This is a genomic window from Streptomyces sp. DSM 40868, from assembly GCF_011820545.1.
Lineage (GTDB): Bacteria > Actinomycetota > Actinomycetes > Streptomycetales > Streptomycetaceae > Streptomyces > Streptomyces eurythermus.
In genome coordinates this window covers 4,119,937-4,143,043 of record NZ_CP050504.1, presented here as the reverse complement: position 1 = coordinate 4,143,043, position 23,107 = coordinate 4,119,937, and the positions used below count along the sequence as shown (strand labels likewise).

The following is a 23,107-nucleotide window of genomic DNA, read 5'->3' as shown; positions in this document are numbered from 1 at the left end:
GAGCGACGTGGAACGTCGGGAGTTCATCCTCGCCTCCAGCGGATACGCGCTGTCCGCACTCGGGCTGCCCGACATGGACAGCATCACGCGGCGGACCAAGACCGCTCTTCCCGGAGCCGTCCGCGTCGGCCAGGGCGAGGTGGCTGCCGTACGCCACATGGTCAAGGCCCTCGGCGACTCCGCCTCCGAACTCGGCGGCGGCCACGCCCGCCACCTGGCCGTCCGTTACCTCACCCAGGACGTCGCCCCCTGGCTGGAGGGCCGCTTCACCGAAGCCACCGGCCGCGACCTGTTCGCCGCCACCTCCCAGCTCGTCCACCTCGCCGGCTGGATGACCCAGGACGAAGGCGACACCCCCGAACTCCGCGGACTCGCCCAGCGCTACTACGCCCACTCCTACCGCTTGGCCGCCGAAGCTGGAGACCCGGAACTGTCGGCGACGGCCCTCCGCGGCCTCGCCGTACAGTGCGTCGACCTCGGTTACCGGGCCGAAGCCGTCCAGCTTGGCGAAGCCTGTGTCGACTACGGCCGCAACCTGGACAACCCGCGCGCCGTCGCCTACTACGAGGCCACCCTCGCCAACGCCGCCGCCCAGGACGACGACCGCCGCACGGCCACCAAACACCTCGCCCTGTCCGAGACCGCCATCGGCAAGCAGGCCGCCGCACCCGGTGACTCGTGGGCCGCCCACTACTCCCCCGGCCGCTGGGCCCACGAATCCGGCATGATCCTCGCCCGCCTCGGCGACCTCGCCGCCGCCGAGGAACACCTACACCTCGCCCTCGACATCCACGGCCTCGACCGCCGCCGCACCCGCGCCATCGTCCTCGCCGACCTCGGCGGCGTCCGCCTCCGCCAAGGCGACGTCGACGGCGCCCTGGCCACTTGGCGCGACTTCCTCGACTGCGCCGACGGCATCCGCTCCGTGAAGGTCCAGGCCGCACTCCGGGACATGCGCGTACGCCTGCGCCGGTACAGCGGAGTCCCAGAAGCCGAGGAGCTTCGTGAGCGGGCGGCCCGCATCGCCGGCTGAGAGAGACGTCCGCAACGCCTTCCGCCAGGAGTCGTTCGCCCAGGGGCGGACATCTGCGACGAACTCGGTCGGCGTCATTACCTGCTGGGTAATCGACCGTCCCGCTCCACCCCTGGCAAGGTCGAGCCCATCGGCAGGAACCCCCATAGGGAGCCGGCCCCGCAGTCGTGAGGAGAGCTTCATGTCCGACCAGTCCAGCGTCACCACGGCACGTGCAGATGCCGTTGCCGAGACCACCCGGGCCGTCGTGCAGGAGTTCCTCGCCGCCCGCCTCGCCGGAGACACCGCGCGACTCGTGGAGCTGTTCGCCGACGAAGTCGACTGGATGCTCGCCGAGAATCCGGGCGTCCCCTGGATCCGGCCGAGGTCCACCGGGGTCGAGTGTGCCGCTCAGTTCTCGGAGTTGATGGAGTACACCGTGCCCGAGGACGCGCGTGCCTCCGTCGACGCCTTTCTTGTCGATGGTGCCGATGCCGTGCTCATGGGGCATGTGTCGGGGACCGTACGCGCCACGGGCAAGGCCTTCGCGGGGCCGTTCGCGTTGCGGCTCACCGTCGAGGGCGGGCGGATCGTTCGGCACCATCTCTACGAGAACAGTCTGTCGATCGCCGAGGCATGCGCCCCGGATCAGTGAGACGACGGGGTCAGACCTCGAACGGCACCGGATGTACCTCGTCCGCCCGGTGCCCCGCGCGTTCGTGGACGCGTTGGACCGCCTCGGCCGACGGGGCCTCGGAGAGGCAGTAGACCGTGCCGGACTCCGGGTCCGCCCACGCGTGTTCGAAGTGGACCGACTCCTCCTGCTCGATGGCGAGGTCGGCCTGGTGGGCCGCCATCAGCTGGTCGGCCGTGATGCCCTGCATGCCGCGGTGGATGTCCATGAACCTGGCCATGATCCCGCGCCTCCTTACGACCGGACGCTCCCCGCATCTCCATGCTGCGCCTCGCCGGCGGGGTGGGCACCCGGAGCGGCGGAGGGCCGGCGCGAAGCGTGTTCGCGCCGGCCCCGGTCGTCGTTCAGCCGCACTGGCAGGGGTTGCCCGACTGGCACCCACAGCCGCAGCCCGACCCGCAGCCGCAAGCGGCTACCAGCGGAAGGCTCCTGATCTCGGCGGGCTGCTCGGTCTCGCGCTCCTGCGTGGGGTCGGGCGTGGTGCTGCCAAGGGATTCGGCCATGGGTCCCCTCCTAATACCTCGGGGCAGGGATGCCCTCGCCCATTTCATGCCCATTCGGCCGGGCGCATCAACGGCGCACGGAGGCGTTCGGCCACGCCGGCCCTCCGTCCACGCGCAGGCCCCGAACCCCTGCGGAACCGCCGGAGGGCTACGCCCCCTCCACCCCCGTGACCGCCTGGATGTCCGGCTGCAGCTCGTCCGCGTGCTCGCCGGTCACCAGGTACACCACCCGCTTGGCCACGGCCACCGCGTGGTCGGCGTACCGCTCGTAGTAGCGGCCCAGCAGGGTGACGTCGACCGCCGTCTCGATGCCGTGCTTCCAGCGGTCGTCGATGAGGTGCTGGAAGAGGGTGCGGTGCAGCAGGTCCATCTCGTCGTCGTCCTGCTCCAGCTGGAGGGCGAGGTCGACGTCCTTGGTCACGATCACCTCGGCCGCCTTCGCCATCAGGCGCTGCGCGAGCTGGCCCATCTCCAGGATGGTGGCGTGCAGGTCCTGCGGGACCGCCCGCTGCGGGAACCGCAGCCGCGCCAGCTTCGCCACGTGCTGGGCGAGGTCGCCGGAGCGTTCCAGGTCGGCGGACATCCGCAGCGACGTGACGACTATCCGCAGGTCCGTGGCCACCGGCTGCTGCCGGGCCAGCAGGGCTATCGCCCGGGCCTCCAGGTCGTGCTGGAGCTCGTCCACCTTCTGGTCGGCCTCGATCACGCTCTCGGCCAGCTTCAGATCCGCGTCGAGCATCGCGGTCGTGGCGCGCCCGATGGCCGACCCGACCAGCCGGGCCATCTCCACCAGTCCGTCGCCGATCGAGTCCAGTTCCTCGTGGTACGCGTCCCGCATTGTGGGTTCCCTCTCGTGCGTGGTCGTCCGGGGATCTCGGGGGCCGTCACATCACACGTGCGCCCCCTGGCGAAACCGGCGGTACGTGCCCCACGTTCCACGCTGTGCCCCGTACGCGTCCTTTTCCGCCACCCCAAATGAACCAATGCTGGCTCCAAGGTGAACTCTGGGCGACGAGTGTTCGAGGTCGCACCCGGACGGCTGTGGGCATGTCGTACCCCATGCCTAACCTGGAGCCATGGACGTGAACGCGGCGGTCGCCGCAGCGGCAGCGATCGCCGGGGTGCTCACCGGCGTCATCGCCATGCTGGCGTTCCGCTGGAGCGAACGCGACCAGAAGCGACCGACCAGGACTTCTTTGCATACCGATCCCGTACTCCCGCCCGGCGTGGACACCGTGCTGTCGGTGCTGCGCTCCTCCGCCGTGGTCCTCGACGAGGCCGACGCCGTCGTCAAGGCCAGCTCCGCCGCGTACGCCCTCGGGCTGGTGCGCGGCGGCACGCTCTCGGTGGAGCCCATGCTCCAGATGGCCCGGGACACCCGCAGGGACGGGGAGATACGCCAGGTCGAACTGGATCTCCCCCGGCGCGGCACCGGACGCGGCGAGGCCCTCGCAGTCTCCGCGCGCGTGGCCCCGCTCGGCTCCCGCCTGGTCCTGCTGCTGGTCGAGGACCTGACGGAGGCCCGCAGGATCGAGGCGGTACGACGCGACTTCGTGGCGAACGTCAGCCATGAGCTGAAGACGCCCGTCGGCGCGCTCTCCCTTCTCTCCGAGGCCGTCATGGACGCCTCCGACGACCCCGAGGCCGTACAGCGCTTCGCCGGCCGGATGCAGATCGAGGCGACCCGCCTGACCAACCTGGTCCAGGAGCTGATCGACCTCTCCCGGGTGCAGAACGACGACCCGCTGGAGGACGCCGAGCCCGTCCGCGTGGACGAGCTGGTCGCCGAGGCCATCGACCGCTGCCGCCACCAGGCGGGCACCAAGCAGATCACGATGGCTTCGAACGTGTGGTCGCCCGACGGGACCGACCAGGGCGGGCGACGCGAGGGCGACGCCGCCGACCTGCACGTCTGGGGCAACCGCGGACAGCTGGCCGCCGCCCTCGGCAACCTGGTCGAGAACGCCGTCAACTACTCCCCGGCCCGCACCCGCGTCGGCATAGCCGCCCGCAGGGTCTCCGCGCCCGGTGGCGACATGATCGAGCTGGCCGTCACCGACCAGGGCATCGGCATCTCCGACAAGGACAAGGAGCGCATCTTCGAGCGCTTCTACCGGGTCGACCCGGCCCGCTCCCGCGCCACCGGCGGCACCGGTCTCGGTCTCGCGATCGTCAAGCACGTGGTCGCCTCGCACGGCGGGGAGGTCACGGTCTGGAGCGCCGAGGGCCAGGGCTCCACCTTCACCCTCAGGCTGCCGGAGGCGGGCGCGGCCCGCGACCGCGCACAGCAGCACCCCGGCCTCGACGACGAGGCCGGCCCCACCGACTCATCCCCGTACGCTTCGCTTCCCGCCCCGGAGGTCCTTCCGTGACCCGTGTGCTCGTCGTCGAGGACGAGGAGTCCTTCTCCGACGCCCTGTCGTACATGCTCCGCAAGGAGGGCTTCGAGGTCGCCGTCGCGGCGACCGGTCCCGACGGTCTGGACGAGTTCGAGCGCAACGGCGCCGATCTGGTCCTCCTCGACCTGATGCTGCCGGGCCTGCCCGGCACCGAGGTCTGCCGCCAACTGCGCGGCCGTTCCAACGTCCCCGTGATCATGGTGACCGCGAAGGACAGCGAGATCGACAAGGTCGTCGGTCTCGAAATAGGAGCCGACGACTACGTCACCAAGCCGTTCTCCTCCCGGGAGCTGGTCGCCCGCATCCGCGCGGTGCTGCGCCGGCGCGGGGAGCCGGAGGAGGTCGCCCCGGCCGCCCTGGAGGCGGGCCCGGTCCGCATGGACGTCGACCGCCACGTGGTCACCGTCGCCGGCTCCAAGGTCGACCTTCCGCTGAAGGAGTTCGACCTGCTGGAGATGCTGCTGCGCAACGCGGGCCGGGTGCTCACCCGCATGCAGCTCATCGACCGCGTCTGGGGCGCCGACTACGTGGGCGACACCAAGACGCTGGACGTCCACGTCAAGCGCCTGCGCGCCAAGATCGAGCCGGACCCGGGCGCGCCGCGCTACCTGGTGACGGTGCGCGGGCTGGGCTACAAGTTCGAGCCGTAGGCCGCGAGCGGTCCACAGCCACAGGTCCACAGCCACGCCGAAGGGCGGCACCCCCGGGATACGGGGTGCCGCCCTTCGGCGTCATGTCGGCTCGGCGGTGTGCCCTGCGGCGGCCGTCGGCTCGGCGGTGTGGCTACGGCGGTCAGTGACCGGCGGCAGACTGCGAGGCCGAGTCGCTCGGGGTGACGGCCTCACCGGAAGCGTGGTCCGACGGGGTCGGCTCGCCGCTCTTCACCGGCTCGCCGCCCTCCTCGGGCTTGCCGCTCGCCGACGGGTTCGCGCCCGGCGCGCCGGACTTGGTCGGCGACGCCGGCGCCGACGCCTTGCCGGACGGGACCTGAGCCGGGCCCCACTTGTCGAAGTAGCTGGTGGCCGGGACCACGAAGGCGCTCAGGCTCACCTTGCCGGTCTTGCTGAAGGTGAAGGTGACCTTCTGGGCGTCGCCGTCCTTGACGGCCTCGCGGCCGCTGGGCAGCGTCGCGGTGGCGTTGCCCTTGCCGCCGAGGACCAGCGTGCCGCCCGCGGGGACGGTCACGTTCTTGCCCTTGGCGGGCTTGAGGTCGGCGGACGTGCCGCTGCCCTCGAGGGTCACGGACTCCAGGGTCTCGGCGGTGTCGCCCGAGTTGAACAGGGTCGCGGAGATCACCGCGGGACCCGTCGACTTCAGGTCGGGCTGGGTGATGACCAAGGCGTTCTGGATCTTGATGGCGCCGACGCTGGTCGCCGCGTTGTCCGGCTTGATCTCCAGGGTCTGCGAGTCATTGCCGGCGCCGCAGGCGGCGAGCGAGGCGATCGAGAAGACGATGGCGGAGGCGGCGAGGGCGCCGCGTCGAAGGCTGCTGCTCACGGCGGCGGCAACTCCTTGAACGCGCGGGCGGCTCCCCTTATAAAGCCGCCCTAAGTGTCTGTCAGCGGCCTTAGGCTACCGAGCCGTTCCCGGGCCACCGCACCCGACCCTCCCCCAAGCACCGTCCATCCCTCCAGGTGGGGGTACCTCGGCGGGCCCAAGCGACCTGCCGGTCACATTGCGAAGGCGCTCGTCTGCCATTCGTATAACGCGACGGTGTCCGCCTCTCGGCGACCGCCGCGAAATTTCCGTGATGGAATGCGCCATGCCCCCGAAATTGATCACGGCGTGCCCGTCCGGCTGCCGGTGATCAATTTCGGATTCGTCTCACATCCACCTGTGGGCACCGAACGGAGTAGCGGAAGTCGCACTCCCGAGGGCGGACAAACCGGGATGTTCTGCCACTTGGAGCGGCCTCCCGGGGCGTGTAACGTACGCGTTTCACCTCGCCCGAAGAGCCCCTCCCACCTGCGAATACCCGCTTCCGCGAGACCCTCGCAGCACGTCCCGGTTGCTGTTGTCAAGCCCTGAGATATGCCCTGACCTGCGAAAACGCCATTCAGAAGACGCCGTATCCGTGTTACCCTGGATAGCCACGGAAGGGGTACCTGTCACATGACGTTCAAGGTTGGCGACACCGTGGTCTATCCCCATCACGGGGCCGCGCTGATCGAGGCCATCGAAACTCGCCAGATCAAAGGCGTGGACAAGACCTACTTGGTGCTGAAGGTCGCCCAGGGTGACCTGACGGTACGTGTGCCAGCGGACAATGCGGAGTTCGTCGGCGTGCGTGATGTGGTCGGTCAGGACGGACTGGACCGGGTCTTCGAGGTGCTGCGCGCGCCGTATGCCGAGGAGCCCACGAACTGGTCCCGTCGCTACAAGGCAAACCTGGAGAAGCTCGCCTCCGGCGATGTCATCAAGGTCGCCGAGGTCGTGCGCGACCTGTGGCGTCGCGAGCGTGAGCGCGGACTGTCCGCCGGTGAGAAGCGCATGCTCGCCAAGGCTCGCCAGATCCTGGTGAGCGAGCTGGCGCTCGCGGAGAACACGAACGAGGACAAGGCCGAGGCCCTGCTCGACGAGGTGCTCGCCTCCTGACGCGCAGAGGCAGCGAACCATCGCTTCCGGCACGCCCAGCACAGCAGTGAAATGCCGCGGTGCCCGTTGACACTGACCCTGTCGCCGGGCGCTGCGGCATGTTCGTCCCCTGCGGGGCGTACCCCGGGAAGCCTGTGGTGCGACCCCCCGATACTCGGCGTGCCGGGCCCGGGCGGATGGCTCGACCAGGGTCACGGAAAGGGTCCGGTCAAGGCGTCGCGCCCGGCACTCCTGAAGGCCATACCCACGTAGGTCGAGCACACAAACCTGACAGGAACCGATGTCTGACGAATCGCGCCCCACGCCCGCGCAGACCCCCGTCGCCGCCGTGATTCCCGCCGCCGGCCGGGGCGTGCGCCTCGGTCCGGGCGCCCCCAAGGCGCTCCGCGCGCTGAGCGGCACACCCATGCTCATCCACGCGGTCCGCGCCCTCGCCGCGTCCCGCCATGTCTCCCTGGTGATCGTGGTGGCCCCGCCGGACGGCGCCGCCGAGGTCAAGTCGCTGCTCGACGCGCACGCGCTGCCTGGGGGTACCCCCAGCGGTAGCTGGGGGAGGACGGACTTCCTGGTCGTCCCCGGCGGCGAGTCCCGGCAGGAGTCGGTCCGGCTCGGCCTGGACGCCCTGCCGCCGCAGTACGGCGTCGTCCTGGTCCACGACGCGGCCCGTCCGCTGGTCCCGGTCGAGACGGTCGACGCGGTCGTGGAGGCCGTACGCGACGGCGCCCCCGCCGTGGTGCCCGCGCTGCCGCTGGCCGACACGGTCAAGGAGGTCGAGCCCGCCGCCGCGGCCGGCGACCCGGAGCCGGTCGTCGCCACCCCCGAGCGGGCCCGGCTGCGCGCCGTCCAGACCCCGCAGGGCTTCGACCGGGCGGCCCTGGTCCGCGCCCACGAGACCGTCACCGAGAACGTCACCGACGACGCGAGCATGGTCGAGCAGCTGGGCCTCACGGTCGTGGCCGTCCCCGGTCACGAGGAGGCGTTCAAGGTCACCCGCCCGCTGGACCTGGTCCTCGCCGAGGCCGTACTGGCCCGCAGGAGGCTCACCGATGGCTTCTGAGGCACCGCCGCTTCCCCAGGTCGGCATCGGCACCGACATCCACGCCTTCGAGGAGGGCCGCGAGCTGTGGTGCGCGGGCCTGAAGTGGGAGGGGGAGGGGCCCGGACTGGCCGGCCACTCCGACGCCGACGTGGTCGCCCACGCGGCCTGCAACGCGCTGTTCTCCGCCGCCGGGCTCGGTGACCTGGGGCAGCACTTCGGCACCGGCCGCCCCGAGTGGTCCGGCGCCTCCGGCGTCACCCTGCTCACCGAGGCCGCCCGGATCGTGCGCGCGGCCGGCTTCGCCGTCGGCAACATCGCGGTGCAGGTGATCGGCCCCCGCCCGAAGATCGGCAAGCGCCGTGACGAGGCCCAGAAGATCCTCTCCGAGGCGGCCGGCGCCCCCGTGTCGGTGTCCGGCGCCACCACCGACGGCCTGGGCTTTCCCGGCCGCGACGAGGGGCTGATGGCGGTGGCGACGGCCCTGGTGGTGCGGGTGCGCTGACGGCGTGCGAGGGTACCCTCACGATCACCAGTCATCCCTGGACTCCGGAGGGTACCCATGTCCGTCGCACTGTCCGACGAGCTCAAGTCCCGGCTCGACACCCCGGTGTTCGTCACCGTCGCCACCATCCAGCCCGACGGCAGCCCGCAGCTTTCCCCCGTCTGGGTGGCGCGGGACGGCGACGACATCCTCTTCTCCACGACGGTCGGCCGTCGGAAGGAGCGGAACCTGCGCCGCGACCCCCGTGTGACGGTCCTGCTCCAGCCCTTCGACGCGCCGTACACGTACGCCGAGATCCGCGGCACCGCGCAGATCACGACCGAGGGCGGCCAGGAACTCATCGACGAACTGAGCCGCAAGTACACCGGCAAGGACTACGCGGACTTCAACCCGGCGTCGAAGGACGACGCCCAGCGGGTCGTCGTACGGATCACGCCGCGGAAGGTCGTCGGCCGCCTCTGAGATCACGCATCCAGGAGAAGGGCGTGAGGCACTCTCCCGCGCCCACTACTCTGGAGTGGTGACTATTCGCCTGTACGACACCAGCGCCCGGCAGATCCGTGACTTCACCCCGCTCAAGCCGGGCTGTGTCTCGATCTACCTGTGTGGCGCCACCGTGCAGGCGGCCCCTCACATCGGCCACATCCGCTCGGGCCTCAACTTCGACATCATGCGCCGCTGGTTCGCCTACCGCGGCTACGAGGTGACGTTCATCCGCAACGTCACCGACATCGACGACAAGATCATCACCAAGAGCCACGAGCAGAACCGGCCCTGGTGGTCGATCGGGTACGAGAACGAGCGCGCCTTCAACGAGGGCTACACCGCCCTCGGCTGCCTCCCGCCGACCTACGAGCCCCGCGCCACCGGTCACATCACCGAGATGACCGAGATGATGCGGGGCCTCATCGACCGCGGGCACGCCTACGCGGCCGACGGCAACGTCTACTTCGACGTCCGCTCCTTCCCTCAGTACCTAGAGCTGTCCCGGCAGGAGCTGGACAACCTGCTCCAGCCGTCCGGCGAGGGCGAGACCGGCAAGCGGGACCCGCGCGACTTCGCCCTGTGGAAGGCGGTCAAGCCCGGCGAGCCGAGCTGGCCGACCCCGTGGGGCCCGGGCCGCCCCGGCTGGCACCTGGAGTGCTCGGCGATGGCCCACAAGTACCTGGGCAGCGCCTTCGACATCCACGGCGGCGGCCTCGACCTGATCTTCCCGCACCACGAGAACGAGATCGCCCAGGCCAAGGCCTACGGCGACGAGTTCGCCCGGTACTGGGTGCACAACGCCTGGGTCACCATGGCCGGCGACAAGATGTCCAAGTCGCTCGGCAACAGCGTCCTGGTCAGCGAGATGGTCAAGCAGTGGCGCCCGATCGTGCTGCGCTACTACCTGGGCACCCCGCACTACCGCTCGATGATCGAGTACAGCGAGGAGTCCCTGCGCGAGGCCGAGTCCGCGTTCGCGCGGATCGAGGGCTTCGTCCAGCGGGTCACCGAGCTGGCCGGCAAGACCGTCGAGCCGGCCGCCGAGGTCCCGCCCGCCTTCGCCGAGGCGATGGACGACGACCTGGGCGTCCCGCAGGCCCTCGCCGTCGTGCACACCACCGTCCGGCAGGGCAACAGCGCCCTCGCCGCCGACGACAAGGACGCCGCCGTCGCCCGGCTCGCCGAGGTGCGGGCCATGCTCGGCGTCCTCGGGCTCGACCCGCTCGACGCCCACTGGGCCGGCGAGAGCGGCGACCGGGGCGAGGACCTCCAGGGCGTGGTCGACAGCCTCGTCCGCCTGGTCCTCGACCAGCGCGAGTCGGCCCGCGCCCGCAAGGACTGGGCCACCGCCGACGCCATCCGCGACCAGCTCAAGGACTCCGGGCTGGTCATCGAGGACAGCCCCCAGGGCCCGCGCTGGAGCCTCGGCGCGCGCTGACCCGCGACTGATCGACTGTGCCGCCCGGCCCTCCGGGCGGCACACTGCATAAGACGTACGTACGACGCCTCACGGAGACAGGTAACTCATGGCCGCGAACAACCGCCGCATGTCCGGCAAGAAGGGCGCGCAGGTCGGCAGCGGCGGCAAGCGGCGCCGGGGCCTGGAAGGGAAGGGCCCGACCCCGCCCGCCGAGATGCGCAAGGGACACGCCAAGCAGCGCGCCGCCGCGGCCAAGGCCCGCCGCGCGCAGAGCCGCACGCCGCAGCGCCGGGGCGCCGGCCGGTCGACCTCCGAACTGGTCGTCGGCCGCAACCCGGTGGTGGAGGCGCTCCGCGAGGGCGTCCCCGCCTCCACGCTCTACGTCCAGCAGTTCATCGACAACGACGAGCGCGTCCGCGAGGCCCTCCAGCTCGCCGCCGAGCGCGGCGGCATCAACCTCATGGAGGCCCCGCGTCCCGAGCTGGACCGCATGACCAACGGCCTCAACCACCAGGGCCTGGTCCTCCAGGTCCCGCCGTACGAGTACGCGCACCCGGAGGACCTCCTCGACGCCGCCGCCGAGGAGGGCGAGGACCCGCTGGTCGTCGCCCTGGACGGGGTCACCGACCCGCGCAACCTCGGCGCCGTCGTCCGCTCGGTCTCCGCCTTCGGCGGCCACGGCGTGGTCGTCCCCGAGCGCCGCTCGGCCGGCATGACCGCAGGCGCCTGGAAGACCTCCGCCGGTACGGCGGCCCGGACGCCGGTCGCCCGTGCCACCAACCTCACCCGGACCCTGGAGGCCTACAAGAAGGCCGGCCTCACGGTGGTCGGCCTGGCGGCGGACGGCGAGGTCGAACTCGGCGAGCTGGAGGCCCTCGCGGGCCCGGTGGCCATCGTGGTCGGCAGCGAGGGCAAGGGCCTGTCCCGCCTGGTCGGCGAGACCTGCGACTACCGGGTGCGCATCCCGATGCCGGGCGGCGCGGAGTCGCTCAACGCGGGCGTGGCGGCCGGGATCGTGCTCTACGAGGCCGCGCGCAGGCGGAGCTGACCGACGGCCCGGGCGGGCTGAACACCCGTCCAGGGCCTCACCCTTGCGGGGTGATTCGGGTGGCCGTACGGCGGTGGGCACGGCTTTGACGGGGTCCGGACACATCCGGGCGGTCAAAGCAGTGTCCTAACACCACGTCACTCGGTTAGATGAGTGTGGACACCAGAACACCCCGCACACCCACGGGGGACCGCTCGTCGGGCTTCGACGACGCTCCCGCGCTGAGCATGGTGAAGGTGCCGAGCGATCCGGCGCAGGTCATCGTCAATCACGCCAGCTTCCGCGTGCAGTTGGGCGCGTCGGCCAAGGGCACCCAGTCCCCCCGGATCACCCGGCATCTGCACGCCACCGGCCAGGGGGCCGCCCGCAAGCCGGTCCTGGGCCCGGCGGGCCGGGCGGCCGACGCCTCGGGCCGCCGCCGCCCCGTCGTCTGGAGCGGCCGGTCGGCCCCCGACGACACCGGCGCCCACCGGCTCCTCCAGGCCGTGCGGGGCAGCAGCGTCCGCCACGCCGACGAGCCCGAGGCCGGCGCCACCCAGGTCATCCCGCGCGTCCAGACCGGCTACGCCGACACCTACACCGAACTCGACCAGACCGTCGAGACCCCGGTCGTGGGCCATCAGCGCACTGCTCCGGACGCCGCCGGCGCCCCCCGTCTGCTGCCGCACATGCGCACGGTCACCGGCGCCTACGACCCCCCGGACGACCTTGAGGCCGACACCGGGGCGTACGAGACGTACCCGGCGGACCCCGGCTACGACGAGGACGCCGACGGCCCCCGCCCCTCCCGCCGCCAGGGCGACGACCCGTCCCGGCACGCCTACTACCCCGGCCGCCGGATGAACCTGGGCGTGGTCCTGCTTCCGCTGCGGATCTTCCTGGGCTTCATCTCCATCTACGCCGGCATGGGCAAGCTGTGCGACCCCGTCTACTTCGACGGCGGCGAGCGCGGCTCCATGGTGAAGTGGCTCAACACCCTGCACCCGTGGGACGTGGCCGAGCCGCTGCGCCAGTTCGCCCTCCAGCACCCGGTCGGCTCCGGTCTGGTGATCGCCTTCCTCCAGGTCGTCGTCGGCGTCCTGACCATCCTGGGCTGCTGGCAGCGCGTGGCCGCGGTCGTCGGCGCGCTGCTCTCGGCCGCCCTGATCGTCACCGTCAGCTGGAAGACGGTCCCGGCCTACGACGCCCCGGACATCATCTACCTGGCCGCCTGGTCCCCGCTGATCATCGCCGGCGCCCCCGTGTACTCCGTGGACGGCCGGCTCGCGGGCAGCGCCTGGCGGCGGCTCGGCCCGCGCTCCGACATCTGGGAACTGCGCCGCTACGTGCTGCGCCGGGGCGCGCTGATCACGGCGGTCACCGTCGGCCTGACCCTGCTGATCGGCTCCCTGCTGGGCGGCGCGGTCCGCGACTCCGGGCGCGTGGTCGTCCCCGGTCCCGGCGAGGCCCCCCGCAACCACCTGCCCGGCTCCCCGCTCCCGCAGGAGCCCGGCAAGCGGCCCAAGAAGACCGCGTCGCCCTCCGCCGCGCCGACGGAGGGCGCCACGGCCGGCACGAGCCCGTCCGGAGCGGCGACCCCGCCCGGCACCAGCCGTGCCACCGCCGGAGCCACCACCGCGGCCCCGACGCAGACCACGGGCACCACGGGCCAGGTCCCGCCCCGCCGGTCCGCGCCGACGGGCGGCGCCCCCAGCACCACGGCGGGCCCGACCAGCACGGGCGGTACGACCGGCACCGGAGGCACGGCGTCGACCGGCGGCGGCACCACCGGCAGCACGTCGGACGGCGGTGGCAGCACGGCCACCGGCCAGCCGGGCCTGGTGGGCGGCCTGCTGGGCTGACGGAGACGACGAAGGGGCCCTGTACCGGGGAGGTACAGGGCCCCTTCGCCGTATGGGTGGCAGCGGGTTCGCCGGGCGGTCTACCGGCTCAGTGCCGCCAGCTCCTTGGCCGCCTCGGTCAGGTCCTTCGCCGTGTCGATGGCCCGCCAGTACGCCCCCTGCGGGATGGGGAACCCGGCCAGCTTGTGCTCCCGGGCCAGGCGGGGGAACGTCGTGCGCTCGTGGTCCCCGCGCTCCGGCAGCAGCGCGGCGAACTCCGGGGAGAACACGTACACGCCCGCGTTGATCTCGAACGTGGACGGTGGTGCCTCGATGAAGTCGGTGATGTGCCCGAACCCGTCGGTCTGCACCGCGCCCCAGGGAATGCGCGGCCGGGCCAGCGCGAGGGTGGCGACGGCGTCCCGCTCGGTGTGGAAGTCGGCCATGTCCCGCAGCGAGAACCGGGTCCAGATGTCACCGTTGGTGGCGTACCAGGGCCGGTCGGGGTGGGGCAGATGCGCGGCGGCGTAGCGCAGGCCGCCGCCGCGGCCGAGGGGCTCGTTCTCCACGACGGTGGTGACGGAGACGGGCAGGTCGGCCGAGTCCAGCCACTTCTGCAGGACGTCGGCGAGGTGGCCGCACGAGACGACCACGTCCGTGACACCCTCCTCGGCGAGCCAGGTGAGCTGGTGGCCGATGATCGGCGTGCCCGTGCCGGGGATCTCGACCATCGGCTTGGGCCGGTCGTCGGTGTACGGACGCAGCCGCGAGCCCTGGCCACCGGCCAGGACCACGGCTTGAGTGGGGCGCGACGCGGCGCTCGGATGGGTCATGACCGCACTGTACGTGGCGCCCCGGCGCGGTGTGGCGGCGGCAGCGGCCCGCGCGGAGCCGCTGCCGGCCGGCCGGGTCGGTCGGATACGCCTGGGTGTGCGCGGGTGTACGCGCGGTGGTGCGGGTCAGCTGTGTGCTGCCAGGACGCCCGTGGCGAAGGACGTGTCGCACACGGGGCGGGCGTAGGACTGGGCGCGGGAGGCGCCGTAGATGCGCACCGCGGCCGTGCCGAGGGTGCGGGCGATGGAGGAGCAGTGCCGGGCGAGCGAGGGGCGTCCGTTGACGGCCCGCTGGAGGTGGGTGAGCACCGCGCCGGGGTCCTTGTGCTGGAGTTCGCTCATGAGCTGCTCGCGGAGCACCTCCTCGGGCGCGCGGGCGGCCGCCCGGGCGGGGATCGCCGCCGATGTCACGTCGGAGGCGGCCAGCACCGAGTCGGCGGGGCTGCCCGTCCAGTTGACCCGGGTGACCGCGAGGGTCCCGGAGAGCACCATGAAGACGGGCAGGACGAGGGCGAGAGTACGGCCGATCCGGCGGGCAGGGCCGCCCCGGTGGCCGCGTCGCGTCTGTGGGGTGGTGGAGTGCTTCACGCGTGTGAGGGTAGCGCCCGGTAACGACAAGGAGACACTGCGTCACTCCTTTGGGGGATGAGAAGGCGGGGATTTCCGGGTAGCGGGTTGACGAACCACCCGCCGGGGACCGCCAGGTCCGCCCCATGCGAAGGGCTCCGCACGCCGAGCGTGCGGAGCCCTTCCCGGTGCCGTGGGCCGTCAGTCGGACAGCCGCTCGCCGGTGGTCGTGGAGAACACGTGGATCTCGCCCGGGCGCGGCACGACGTGCAGCGTGGAGCCCTTCTCCGGGATCTGCCGGCCGTTGACGCGGACGACCAGCTCCTTGTCCTCGCCGCCGACCTCCGCGGAGCCGTAGACGTAGCCGTCGGCGCCCAGCTCCTCGACGACGTTGACCGACACGGCGAGGCCGGCCGGGGCGTCGGCGGAGTCCTTCGACAGGGACGCGGCGGCGCCGCCGTTCAGCTCGACCACGTCGAAGTGCTCGGGACGGACGCCGACGGTGACCGTACGGTCGCCCTTGTCGGCGGCGGCCTTCAGGGCCTCCCGGTTGACCGGGACGACGCTGTTGCCGAACTTCACGCCGCCGTCGGTGATCGGGACCTCGACCAGGTTCATGGCGGGGGAGCCGATGAAGCCGGCGACGAAGAGGTTCGCGGGCCTGTCGTACATGTTGCGAGGCGAGTCCACCTGCTGGAGCAGACCGTCCTTGAGGACCGCCACCCGGTCGCCCATCGTCATGGCCTCGACCTGGTCGTGGGTGACGTAGACGGTGGTGATGCCGAGCCGGCGCTGGAGCGAGGCGATCTGCGTACGGGTGGAGACGCGGAGCTTGGCGTCCAGGTTGGACAGCGGCTCGTCCATGAGGAAGACCTGGGGCTCGCGCACGATCGCGCGGCCCATGGCGACACGCTGGCGCTGACCGCCGGAGAGCGCCTTCGGCTTGCGGTCCAGGTACTGGGTCAGGTCGAGGATCTTCGCGGCCTCCTCGACCTTCTGCCGGATCTCCGCCTTCGGCACGCCGGCGATCTTGAGCGCGAAGCCCATGTTGTCGGCGACCGTCATGTGCGGGTAGAGGGCGTAGTTCTGGAACACCATGGCGATGTCCCGGTCCTTGGGCGGCAGGTGCGTGACGTCGCGGTCACCGATGCGGATGGCGCCGCCGTTGACGTCCTCCAGGCCCGCGAGCATCCGCAGGGAGGTGGACTTGCCGCAACCGGACGGGCCGACCAGGACGAGGAACTCGCCGTCCTCGATCGCGATGTCGAGTGCGTCGACGGCGGGCTTGTCGGAACCCGGGTAGATCCGGGTCGCCTTGTCGAACGTGACTGTGGCCATGGTGAATGGGCCCCCTTCTACCGGCAGGAACGTGCCGGACGATCCGTTGTAGGAAGGTGGTTGGTGTAGTCCACCGGGGTGAACTGGACCGAGACGCTACCTGGCGATCACCGGCCCTGTCAGTACCCCGGCCCCGGTGAACTTCGCGGAAATTTTCGACAGGCCCACCGCCAGACCTGGGTACACTGCACGAGCACCCAGGTGCGCGCCTCCTTAGCTCAGCTGGTCAGAGCGCCGCTCTTGTAAAGCGAAGGTCGTCGGTTCGAATCCGACAGGGGGCTCTTCGAACGCCGTGTTGACCTGTGGTTTCTTCCCAGGGAGGCGCTTCACTCGGCCCTCGGACTCCGCGTCCGGGGCCGTTTGTGTGAGCGGTGCGTGTGCGACCGCGTCACCAGGTCCCGGCCGGCCTGGACGACGGCGGTCGCGGGCCGGGCCCGGTGGACCGTACCCAGTGGCACGAACGCCCGCCACGGATGTGGACGGCGAAGTCCCCGCTGCTCCAGCCCCCATGCTGTCCGGCCGGCGTCCGGGAGCCGGCGGTCGCGTCCATCCTGCTGTGACTTCGGCACACGCGGGGAAGACTCCGCACCCGCACCCTGCGTCTCGGTCCCCGTGGCCTTGTGGACGGCGTGGTTCTACTGTGGGAGCAGGCAGATCCTCGCGACACGGCCTCCACCAGGAAGGGCCGCGAGGTCTTCGTCCCTACGCGAGTTTCCCCGCGCGGAGAACGCGGAAGCGCGGGGGAACCCACCCAACGGTGATCTACCTCCGGCCCCGGATGGCGGTCGTCGAGCAGACCGCACGCGTGATTGCGCACCGGCCCGCCGGGCCGTGCTCCCGTCACATCCCACGAGACAATGCGCCCAAGGCGGCCACCATGAGTATCGGGAAAAAAATCGCCCACAGAGCCGAAGCGATGAAGGGCGGCGCCAAGAAGACAACCGGCCGTGCCACCGGCAGTCGGCGCCTGCAGGCGGAGGGCCGTGGAGACCAGGTCAAGGGCAACCTCAAACAAGCCGGACAGAAGATCAAGGACGCCTTCAAACACTGACCACCCCGTAAACCCTCCAGGACAACACCGAGGGGCGCCCTCGGCGCAGGCGGAACCGCGGCCACCACCCGGCCCGCAGGTAATCGCCCCGATGGTGAGAAGAAACATCGCGAGAACGGCCACGGTCGTCTCTTGCGCCTCCTCCGACGCTGACTCTTTCCGGGCCCCTTTCGCTCGCAAACGTGTCCGGACAAGTCCCGGAATTCGTTGCCCCCGGCGGTGTCCGCCTCCGGTGCCGAGCCGTTTGCCTCCTTCGGAGAGAGTTTCACGATCATGACCAGACGCACCACGGTCCGCCCGCCTCTCTCGGAGACGTCCGGCAGCGACTTCGCCCGGTTGTCGAGAAAGATCGCCGAGGCCGGCCTGCTGGAACGCCGTCCCGGCTACTACACGGCTCGGATCACAGTGGTGGCCGTGTTCTACGTCGGCGGGTGGGCCGCCGTCGCGCTCACAGGCGGCAGTTGGTGGTCGCTTGCGGCCGCCGCCTTCCTGGCCCTTGTCTTCGGCCAGGTCGCCCTACTCGCTCATGACGCAGCCCACCGCCAGGTGTTCCGCCGACGCAGGGGCAGCGAGGTATGCGGACGGATCGCCGGTGCCGGTATCGGGATGGGTTACGGGTGGTGGCAGGACAAGCACACCCGCCATCACGCCAACCCCAATCACGAGGAACTCGACCCCGACCTCGACCCCGACCTGCTGGTCTGGTCCCAGGGCCAGGCGCGGGCCGCCAAGGGGCTCCCTCGTCTGATCGGCCGCTGGCAGGCGTTCCTGTTCTTTCCGCTCCTCACGCTGGAGGCTTTCAACCTGCACGTGTCGAGCGTGAAGGCGCTGGCCAACCGCTCACTCAAACACCGAACGCTCGACGGCGCCCTGCTGTTCGCGCACTTCGCGGTCTACGTGACCGTCCTGCTCTGGCTGCTGCCGCCCGGTATGGCGATCGCCTTCCTCGCAGTCCACCAGGGCCTGTTCGGCGTCTATCTCGGCTCCGTCTTCGCTCCCAACCACAAGGGCATGCCGATCCTGACGGGCGAAGACCGCCCGGACTTCCTGCGCCGCCAGGTGCTCACCTCACGCAACGTGCGCGGCGGCTGGTTCACCGACATCGCGCTGGGCGGGCTGAACCATCAGATCGAGCACCACCTGTTCCCCAGCATGCCCAGCCCCAACCTGCGCAAGGCCCGGACCATCGTCCGGCGCTACTGCGAGAACCTGGGCGTGGACTACGTGGAAACCGGGCTGATCACCTCCTACCGACTGGCCCTCACCAGCCTCCATCAGGCCGGAGCACCGCTCCGGCAGGCCCGTGTTCCCGCCCGGGGACGCGACAGGGCCGGAGGAAATGACCGGTAGCCATGAGGTGTGCGCAGGGTGTCGAGGCCGATGAGGGACCGGAGGCGCTGACCTGATCGCCGAGACCGGCTCGGTTGCCGGCCTCCGGCCCCTGCGTACCGGAGAACCGCAGGGCAGGCAGGAGCGACCCGATCCGCGCATCCAGGTGAATGTGCCGGATAATCGGAATTTTGCATCCCCTGATTATTGCCCTGCATTCGGGGGTTCAGAGCCGGGAAATTGCAAATCGTCATCGCTTGCAATGGCCTCTGGAAGATTCCTCCGTAATATGCGCCACCAGATCGGTATCTCCGGGCGTTTGGTTATGGCCCGGTACGCCATGACCCTCACAGAATGGCCTCTTGATGAAGCTGAAGATCCCTGAAATGGGCCGCCGCCGTACCTTGCCGGGTTTGCTCGCCTCGGCCCTCGCCGCAACGGTCGCCGCCACGATGGTCGTCCTGTCGCCCGTTCAAGCAGTCGCCATTGCCACCCCCGTACCGCTGGCCACCGCGGCGAGCTTCTCCGTTCTGGCGGGCGCGGGAGTCACCAACACCGGCCCCACGGTGATCAGCCACGACCTCGGGACGCACCCGAACCCGGCCATCACCGGGTTCCCCCCCCGGTGAGGTGCTCGGTGCGGTGCACGCCGCTGACGCCGTGGCGCTTCAAGCCAAGTCCGACCTGGTCACCGCGTACAACAACGCGGCGGGCCAGGCCACGGACTTCGCGCTCGCGGCGGGAATCGGCAACGGGACCACCCTGCTCCCGGGCGTCTACACCGCTTCCTCCGGTGTCGGGCTCACCGGTGATCTGATCCTTGACGCCGGGGGCAACCCGAATTCCGTCTGGGTGTTCCAGATTCCGGAGGCCCTGACGACGGCGTCCTCCAGCCGGGTGCTCCTGACGAACGGCGCCTCGCCCTGCAACGTGTACTGGCAGATCGGGAGTTCGGCCACACTAGGCACCAATTCCACCTTCGTCGGCACCATCATGGCCCTGACGGACATCCACGTGACCACGGGCACGAACATCGAGGGCCGGGCGCTGGCCCGCAATGGTGCCGTGACGCTCGACACGAACCGGATCTTCCTCGGTTCCTGCTCGACCGGCACCACCGGCGGAACCACGACCGGAACGACCACCGGCACCACGACCGGAACGACCACCGGCACCACGACCGGCGGAACCACGACCGGCACCACCACCGGCACCACCAGTGGGACCAGCACGGGTGGACTGACAAGCGGCACCATCCTCGGCGCGACCGGTGGGGGCCTCCTGGGCGGTCCCCTCGTCACCGGGGGCACCCTCACCGCGGGCAGCACCGCCGGAAACACCGCGGGCAACACCGCCGGCAACAACGTCACCACCGGGAACACCGCGGGCAACACCGCCGGTGGCGGGCACGGCGGCGCGCCGGGCGGACCGGGCCATGGTGGCGCCTCCCACCAGGGCAAACCGGGCCACGGCCATGGCGAGAAGCCGGACGCGCACAACGGCTACGGCTACGGCAGCAAGCCGAAGATCGAGGACTACATGGACTACGGGGGGGACTCCGAGGGCCACGAGGGCTCCGACGGATCCGAGGGCCGCAAGAGCCACGAGGACTAGGCGACAGACCGCGCGAGGTTCCTTCCTCGGATGACGGTGCGCGGCGGGACCTCGGTCCCGTCGCGCACCGCCGGCGCGAGTCACGCGATCCCAGGCGCCGGACAGCGACAGATCAGAAGGCAGGGTGGACGTTGTCGAGCGGAATCGGATCAGCGGGTGTGAGGAAACGTGAGCAGTCCGGCTCCGGACCGCTCTCGGGGGAGGGTCATGACGACGCGGACCCGCCCGCCACCATGGCCATCGGCCCCCGCGTGCTGAGAACCGGGCTGCACAGTGCCGTGGGCCTGTGTCTGGTGGTGGCTCTGGTCCATGTCGCCGTCGTCTTCCTTGCCGTGGCTCCCTCCAATTCCTTCTCACGGCGGTACGGCCAGCAGATCAACGCATGGGTGTACCCCCTCTTCGAACAGAACTGGCGGCTCTTCGCCCCCAATCCCGACTCCTTCAATCGGCAGATCCTGGCGAGAACCGCGCGCACCGCCCCGGACGGGTCGATGCGGGTGAGCCCATGGCTCGACCTGAGCGCCGTGGACCGGGCCGCGGTCAAGCACCACGTGTTTCCGAGCCACACGGCTCAGAACCTCCTGCGCCGTGCCTGGTCCTCCTACGTCGACACACACGGCGCGGACGACACGGCACGCTCGGAACGGGCCGCGATGATGCAGACGTATCTGAGCAACGTCGCCGTGGACCGTGTCACCGGCCACGACAAGGGCCGCAGATTCGACTTCATTCAGCTCCGGGTCGTCACGCGGCCCGTCGCCGCGCCCGGGGCGAGGGTCGTCAACCGGCCGCCGACGCCGGTCGAGAACCGGCTGCTGCCCTGGTGGAAGGTGACCGTCCATGGGAAATGAGCAGGCCCGCGAGCTCCCTGCCACGACGGTCGCACCGGGCGGATCGGTGGGCGGGGCACGGCCTCCCGGTACAGTCCGCCGTCCGCTTCGCGCACGGGCCGATGCCTTCTGGAACGTTCTCACCAGCCGCCCGGTGTCCTTGTACGCCAGGTCGGTCCTGCGCATCGGTTACGGGTCGCTCTATCTGGTCTTTCTCCTGCGTGAGTTCCCGCACCGGCACGAGATCTGGGGCCCCGGCTCCCCGTGGACACCCACGCTGGCGGCACAGCTCTTCGACCAGACGGGCTGGTACAGCGTCCTGATCCTGTCGGACAGCCGTGCCTACTTCGAACTGTGCTACGCACTGGCTGTCATGACGTCCGCGTTGTTCATGCTGGGCTGGCGGACCCGTGCCATGTCCGTCCTGTTCGCCGTCGTGGTGACGTCGTTCCATGCGAGAGCGATCTTCATGACGGACGGGGGCGACAACCTGATCCTGCTGATGGCCTTGTACCTCGTGCTCACCGCGTGCGGTCGGCGCTGGTCCCTGGACGCGCGCAGAGAGCGGATCAAGACGACGCGTGCGGACGGGGTGCCAGTGCGGGCGCGGAGCCTTGTCGCGCGGGAACTGCGTGCGGCCCGCCGGACGGTGGTCACTGTGGTGCACAACTGCGGCGTCTTCGTGATCGCGGCACAGGTCTGCTTCCTGTACGGATCGGCCGGTCTGTACAAGGTCCAGGGCTCGTTCTGGGGTGACGGCACCGCGCTTCACTACGTGCTGAACCTCGAACTCTTCCAGCCCTGGCCCGCGCTGTCCCACGCCATGGACCAGTACCCGATCGTGATCGCGGCCGTCGGCTACCTGACCGTTCTCACCCAGGTCGCCTTCCCCTTCGTACTGTTCGGCAGGCTCAAGTACCCCGTTCTCGTCATGCTGCTGAGCATGCATGCCGGCATCGCGGTGCTCCTGGGCCTGCCCCTCTTCTCGGGCGCGATGATCATCGCGGACGCCGTGTTCCTTCCCGACCGCTTCTACGCGTTTCTGCCCCACCTCCTTCGGCGCGGTACCAGGCGAGGCGGCGTGCGGACGCCGAGGCAGGGAACGGGGCTCGGATGCGTCCCCGCGCAGGGCGGTCACCCGGACGGTCCGGAGGAGTACAGGCCGGTGTCCCGCCCGGCAAGCGGTCGCGGTGGGCAGGCACCGTCCGGCCCGACGGGGACCCGGTAGAAGCCGCGTGGACCCGCTGAGTAGCAACCACCGCCCAGCTCGTGAACGTGCCGGTACCCCACATCCATGCGGGCACTACTCCGCGCCGCGGCGCAGCGCGGAGTAGTGTGGACAGTACCGAGGGCATTCCGCACACCGGCTGTCACGCCGGGTCGTTCTCGGCGAAAGATGAAACCCGGGCCGCCGTAGAAGCGGCCCGGAGACGGGTCCGCATCATGTCGGCGACCTTGCTTCCACCCCTGTCGCAGCGCGAGCCCGCAGCGGCCCCGGCCGCGCGTCTCGCACTGAAGGCCGACGGTATCTCCCGGGGACTCCTGGACGGAGCCTGGTGGCCCCGGTCCCGGGATCTGCTGAGCGAACTGCCGGCGCTCACCGATGCGTTGGACTCCCTGTGGGGCCGCATCACCCGCATCGCCGTCAACCCGGAGCACTGGCCGGTCATCCCCCGCGAGGTTCCCGTGAACGGCCACATCGTCAAGGTCGGCTGGTTCACCCCGGAGATCGACCCGCACAAGCTACTGCTGCTCTCCTACGGCACCGGCCGCTGGGATCTCCTGGTCGTCCCGCCCGGGGCCGGGGCGGAGCCGGCGGCCCGGTTGATGGCTGCGGCGTCCGACTACGACGGCCCGGCGCTGACGGCGAGCGCGCTCATCGCCACGGAAGAGGCCCGGCACGGCGCCTTGGCGGCCGACCAGCCACCGAACCCGGACGGGGCACGGGAGCACGAAGGCGGTTCCAGGGCGTCCGCACCCGTTTCCCGCCGGGCCAGCCGACTGATCATCGGTATGTGAGGTGGCCG

General features: G+C 70.7%; 24 protein-coding genes and 1 tRNA gene. 19 read left to right on the top strand and 6 right to left on the bottom strand.

Annotated elements, in window-relative coordinates; all coding sequences use genetic code 11:
- Positions 1–7 precede the first annotated feature (7 nt).
- Together HB370_RS18740 and HB370_RS18735 are read left to right on the top strand one after the other, a co-directional pair.
- Positions 8–1,033 carry a transcriptional regulator gene (locus HB370_RS18740; RefSeq protein WP_106980614.1) on the top strand — a complete coding sequence of 342 codons (1,026 nt, stop codon included), beginning with the start codon at positions 8–10 and terminating at the stop codon, positions 1,031–1,033.
- A gap of 181 nt (positions 1,034–1,214) precedes the next feature.
- Positions 1,215–1,667 carry a nuclear transport factor 2 family protein gene (locus tag HB370_RS18735; RefSeq protein ID WP_030779684.1) on the top strand — a complete coding sequence of 151 codons (453 nt, stop codon included), beginning with the start codon at positions 1,215–1,217 and terminating at the stop codon, positions 1,665–1,667.
- 10 nt (positions 1,668–1,677) lie between these two features.
- Here HB370_RS18735 and HB370_RS18730 read toward each other — a convergent pair whose 3' ends face one another.
- Together HB370_RS18730 and phoU are read right to left on the bottom strand one after the other, a co-directional pair.
- On the bottom strand, positions 1,678–1,926 hold the full coding sequence (locus tag HB370_RS18730; RefSeq protein ID WP_030779681.1) for an SCO4226 family nickel-binding protein: 249 nt from the start codon (positions 1,924–1,926) through the stop codon (positions 1,678–1,680).
- A 431-nt stretch (positions 1,927–2,357) separates the two neighbouring features.
- Complete coding sequence (gene phoU / locus HB370_RS18725) at positions 2,358–3,047, bottom strand: phosphate signaling complex protein PhoU (protein ID WP_030779678.1); 690 nt, start codon at positions 3,045–3,047, stop codon at positions 2,358–2,360.
- Positions 3,048–3,285: 238 nt separating this feature from the next.
- Here phoU and HB370_RS18720 point away from each other — a divergent pair, with 238 nt between their 5' ends.
- Together HB370_RS18720 and HB370_RS18715 are read left to right on the top strand one after the other, a co-directional pair.
- Positions 3,286–4,581: an ATP-binding protein gene (locus HB370_RS18720; protein WP_030779676.1), complete on the top strand. Its 1,296-nt coding sequence runs from the start codon at positions 3,286–3,288 to the stop codon at positions 4,579–4,581.
- The gene (locus tag HB370_RS18715; RefSeq protein WP_030612283.1) at positions 4,578–5,258 is read left to right on the top strand and encodes a response regulator transcription factor; all 681 of its coding nucleotides are present in this window, start codon (positions 4,578–4,580) and stop codon (positions 5,256–5,258) included. Before HB370_RS18720 ends, HB370_RS18715 begins: the two co-directional genes overlap by 4 nt.
- A gap of 142 nt (positions 5,259–5,400) precedes the next feature.
- Here HB370_RS18715 and HB370_RS18710 read toward each other — a convergent pair whose 3' ends face one another.
- Positions 5,401–6,105 carry a hypothetical protein gene (locus HB370_RS18710; RefSeq protein ID WP_030779672.1) on the bottom strand — a complete coding sequence of 235 codons (705 nt, stop codon included), beginning with the start codon at positions 6,103–6,105 and terminating at the stop codon, positions 5,401–5,403.
- Positions 6,106–6,720: 615 nt separating this feature from the next.
- On the opposite strand from HB370_RS18710, the gene HB370_RS18700 reads away from it, so the two are divergent.
- From HB370_RS18700 to HB370_RS18670, 7 genes are all read left to right on the top strand, one after another.
- The gene (locus tag HB370_RS18700) at positions 6,721–7,203 is read left to right on the top strand and encodes a CarD family transcriptional regulator (RefSeq protein ID WP_003953493.1); all 483 of its coding nucleotides are present in this window, start codon (positions 6,721–6,723) and stop codon (positions 7,201–7,203) included.
- A gap of 280 nt (positions 7,204–7,483) precedes the next feature.
- Complete coding sequence (ispD, locus tag HB370_RS18695; protein WP_030779669.1) at positions 7,484–8,260, top strand: 2-C-methyl-D-erythritol 4-phosphate cytidylyltransferase; 777 nt, start codon at positions 7,484–7,486, stop codon at positions 8,258–8,260.
- Positions 8,250–8,744: a 2-C-methyl-D-erythritol 2,4-cyclodiphosphate synthase gene (ispF, locus tag HB370_RS18690; protein ID WP_030779667.1), complete on the top strand. Its 495-nt coding sequence runs from the start codon at positions 8,250–8,252 to the stop codon at positions 8,742–8,744. The genes ispD and ispF overlap by 11 nt, the downstream gene beginning before the upstream one ends.
- A gap of 57 nt (positions 8,745–8,801) precedes the next feature.
- Positions 8,802–9,206: a PPOX class F420-dependent oxidoreductase gene (locus HB370_RS18685; protein WP_030779664.1), complete on the top strand. Its 405-nt coding sequence runs from the start codon at positions 8,802–8,804 to the stop codon at positions 9,204–9,206.
- Positions 9,207–9,264: 58 nt separating this feature from the next.
- Positions 9,265–10,668: a cysteine--tRNA ligase gene (gene cysS, locus HB370_RS18680; RefSeq protein ID WP_030779661.1), complete on the top strand. Its 1,404-nt coding sequence runs from the start codon at positions 9,265–9,267 to the stop codon at positions 10,666–10,668.
- A gap of 88 nt (positions 10,669–10,756) precedes the next feature.
- Entirely contained in the window at positions 10,757–11,698 is a 942-nt protein-coding gene (gene rlmB, locus HB370_RS18675) for a 23S rRNA (guanosine(2251)-2'-O)-methyltransferase RlmB (RefSeq protein ID WP_030779658.1), read from the top strand.
- A gap of 149 nt (positions 11,699–11,847) precedes the next feature.
- Positions 11,848–13,539, top strand: a complete 1,692-nt coding sequence (locus tag HB370_RS18670) for a DoxX family protein (protein WP_208974415.1) — start codon at positions 11,848–11,850, stop codon at positions 13,537–13,539.
- Positions 13,540–13,619: 80 nt separating this feature from the next.
- Here HB370_RS18670 and HB370_RS18665 read toward each other — a convergent pair whose 3' ends face one another.
- The 3 genes from HB370_RS18665 to ugpC all read right to left on the bottom strand — a co-directional run bounded on the left by HB370_RS18665 (position 13,620) and on the right by ugpC (position 16,256).
- On the bottom strand, positions 13,620–14,351 hold the full coding sequence (locus HB370_RS18665; protein WP_030779653.1) for a nucleotidyltransferase family protein: 732 nt from the start codon (positions 14,349–14,351) through the stop codon (positions 13,620–13,622).
- Between the two features lie 126 nt (positions 14,352–14,477).
- Positions 14,478–14,939: a hypothetical protein gene (locus HB370_RS18660; RefSeq protein ID WP_030779650.1), complete on the bottom strand. Its 462-nt coding sequence runs from the start codon at positions 14,937–14,939 to the stop codon at positions 14,478–14,480.
- Between the two features lie 180 nt (positions 14,940–15,119).
- On the bottom strand, positions 15,120–16,256 hold the full coding sequence (ugpC, locus tag HB370_RS18655) for a sn-glycerol-3-phosphate ABC transporter ATP-binding protein UgpC (protein ID WP_030779646.1): 1,137 nt from the start codon (positions 16,254–16,256) through the stop codon (positions 15,120–15,122).
- Positions 16,257–16,463: 207 nt separating this feature from the next.
- Here ugpC and HB370_RS18650 point away from each other — a divergent pair.
- The 8 genes from HB370_RS18650 to HB370_RS18620 all read left to right on the top strand — a co-directional run bounded on the left by HB370_RS18650 (position 16,464) and on the right by HB370_RS18620 (position 23,099).
- Positions 16,464–16,537, top strand: a tRNA-Thr gene (locus HB370_RS18650).
- Between the two features lie 476 nt (positions 16,538–17,013).
- Positions 17,014–17,307: a CsbD family protein gene (locus HB370_RS42695; protein ID WP_037701078.1), complete on the top strand. Its 294-nt coding sequence runs from the start codon at positions 17,014–17,016 to the stop codon at positions 17,305–17,307.
- 273 nt (positions 17,308–17,580) lie between these two features.
- Entirely contained in the window at positions 17,581–18,657 is a 1,077-nt protein-coding gene (locus tag HB370_RS18640) for an acyl-CoA desaturase (protein ID WP_037701189.1), read from the top strand.
- A gap of 344 nt (positions 18,658–19,001) precedes the next feature.
- On the top strand, positions 19,002–19,265 hold the full coding sequence (locus HB370_RS42690; RefSeq protein WP_342450964.1) for a hypothetical protein: 264 nt from the start codon (positions 19,002–19,004) through the stop codon (positions 19,263–19,265).
- Between the two features lie 13 nt (positions 19,266–19,278).
- Positions 19,279–20,250 (top strand): ice-binding family protein, encoded by a 972-nt coding sequence (locus HB370_RS18635; protein WP_342450963.1) that lies wholly within the window; start codon positions 19,279–19,281, stop codon positions 20,248–20,250.
- A 158-nt stretch (positions 20,251–20,408) separates the two neighbouring features.
- Entirely contained in the window at positions 20,409–21,101 is a 693-nt protein-coding gene (locus HB370_RS18630; protein WP_244405559.1) for a DUF5819 family protein, read from the top strand.
- Positions 21,091–22,308 carry an HTTM domain-containing protein gene (locus tag HB370_RS18625; protein ID WP_078637447.1) on the top strand — a complete coding sequence of 406 codons (1,218 nt, stop codon included), beginning with the start codon at positions 21,091–21,093 and terminating at the stop codon, positions 22,306–22,308. Before HB370_RS18630 ends, HB370_RS18625 begins: the two co-directional genes overlap by 11 nt.
- 107 nt (positions 22,309–22,415) lie before the next feature.
- A complete protein-coding gene (locus HB370_RS18620; RefSeq protein WP_030779633.1) occupies positions 22,416–23,099 on the top strand; it encodes a DUF5994 family protein in 684 nt (227 codons plus the stop codon).
- Positions 23,100–23,107: the final 8 nt, after the last annotated feature.

Excerpts from the sequence above, each read along its gene's own strand:
- rlmB (WP_030779658.1), top strand. The coding sequence starts at position 10,757 with ATGGCCGCGAACAACCGCCGCATGTCCGGCAAGAAGGGCGCGCAGGTC.
- HB370_RS18685 (WP_030779664.1), top strand. The coding sequence starts at position 8,802 with ATGTCCGTCGCACTGTCCGACGAGCTCAAGTCCCGGCTCGACACCCCG.
- HB370_RS18720 (WP_030779676.1), top strand. The coding sequence starts at position 3,286 with ATGGACGTGAACGCGGCGGTCGCCGCAGCGGCAGCGATCGCCGGGGTG.
- HB370_RS42690 (WP_342450964.1), top strand. The coding sequence starts at position 19,002 with ATGAAGCTGAAGATCCCTGAAATGGGCCGCCGCCGTACCTTGCCGGGT.
- ispD (WP_030779669.1), top strand. The coding sequence starts at position 7,484 with ATGTCTGACGAATCGCGCCCCACGCCCGCGCAGACCCCCGTCGCCGCC.
- HB370_RS18700 (WP_003953493.1), top strand. The coding sequence starts at position 6,721 with ATGACGTTCAAGGTTGGCGACACCGTGGTCTATCCCCATCACGGGGCC.
- HB370_RS18670 (WP_208974415.1), top strand. The coding sequence starts at position 11,848 with ATGAGTGTGGACACCAGAACACCCCGCACACCCACGGGGGACCGCTCG.
- HB370_RS18640 (WP_037701189.1), top strand. The coding sequence starts at position 17,581 with ATGACCAGACGCACCACGGTCCGCCCGCCTCTCTCGGAGACGTCCGGC.
- ispF (WP_030779667.1), top strand. The coding sequence starts at position 8,250 with ATGGCTTCTGAGGCACCGCCGCTTCCCCAGGTCGGCATCGGCACCGAC.
- HB370_RS18625 (WP_078637447.1), top strand. The coding sequence starts at position 21,091 with ATGGGAAATGAGCAGGCCCGCGAGCTCCCTGCCACGACGGTCGCACCG.
- ugpC (WP_030779646.1), bottom strand. The coding sequence starts at position 16,256 with ATGGCCACAGTCACGTTCGACAAGGCGACCCGGATCTACCCGGGTTCC.
- phoU (WP_030779678.1), bottom strand. The coding sequence starts at position 3,047 with ATGCGGGACGCGTACCACGAGGAACTGGACTCGATCGGCGACGGACTG.
- HB370_RS18665 (WP_030779653.1), bottom strand. The coding sequence starts at position 14,351 with ATGACCCATCCGAGCGCCGCGTCGCGCCCCACTCAAGCCGTGGTCCTG.
- HB370_RS18730 (WP_030779681.1), bottom strand. The coding sequence starts at position 1,926 with ATGGCCAGGTTCATGGACATCCACCGCGGCATGCAGGGCATCACGGCC.
- HB370_RS18735 (WP_030779684.1), top strand. The coding sequence starts at position 1,215 with ATGTCCGACCAGTCCAGCGTCACCACGGCACGTGCAGATGCCGTTGCC.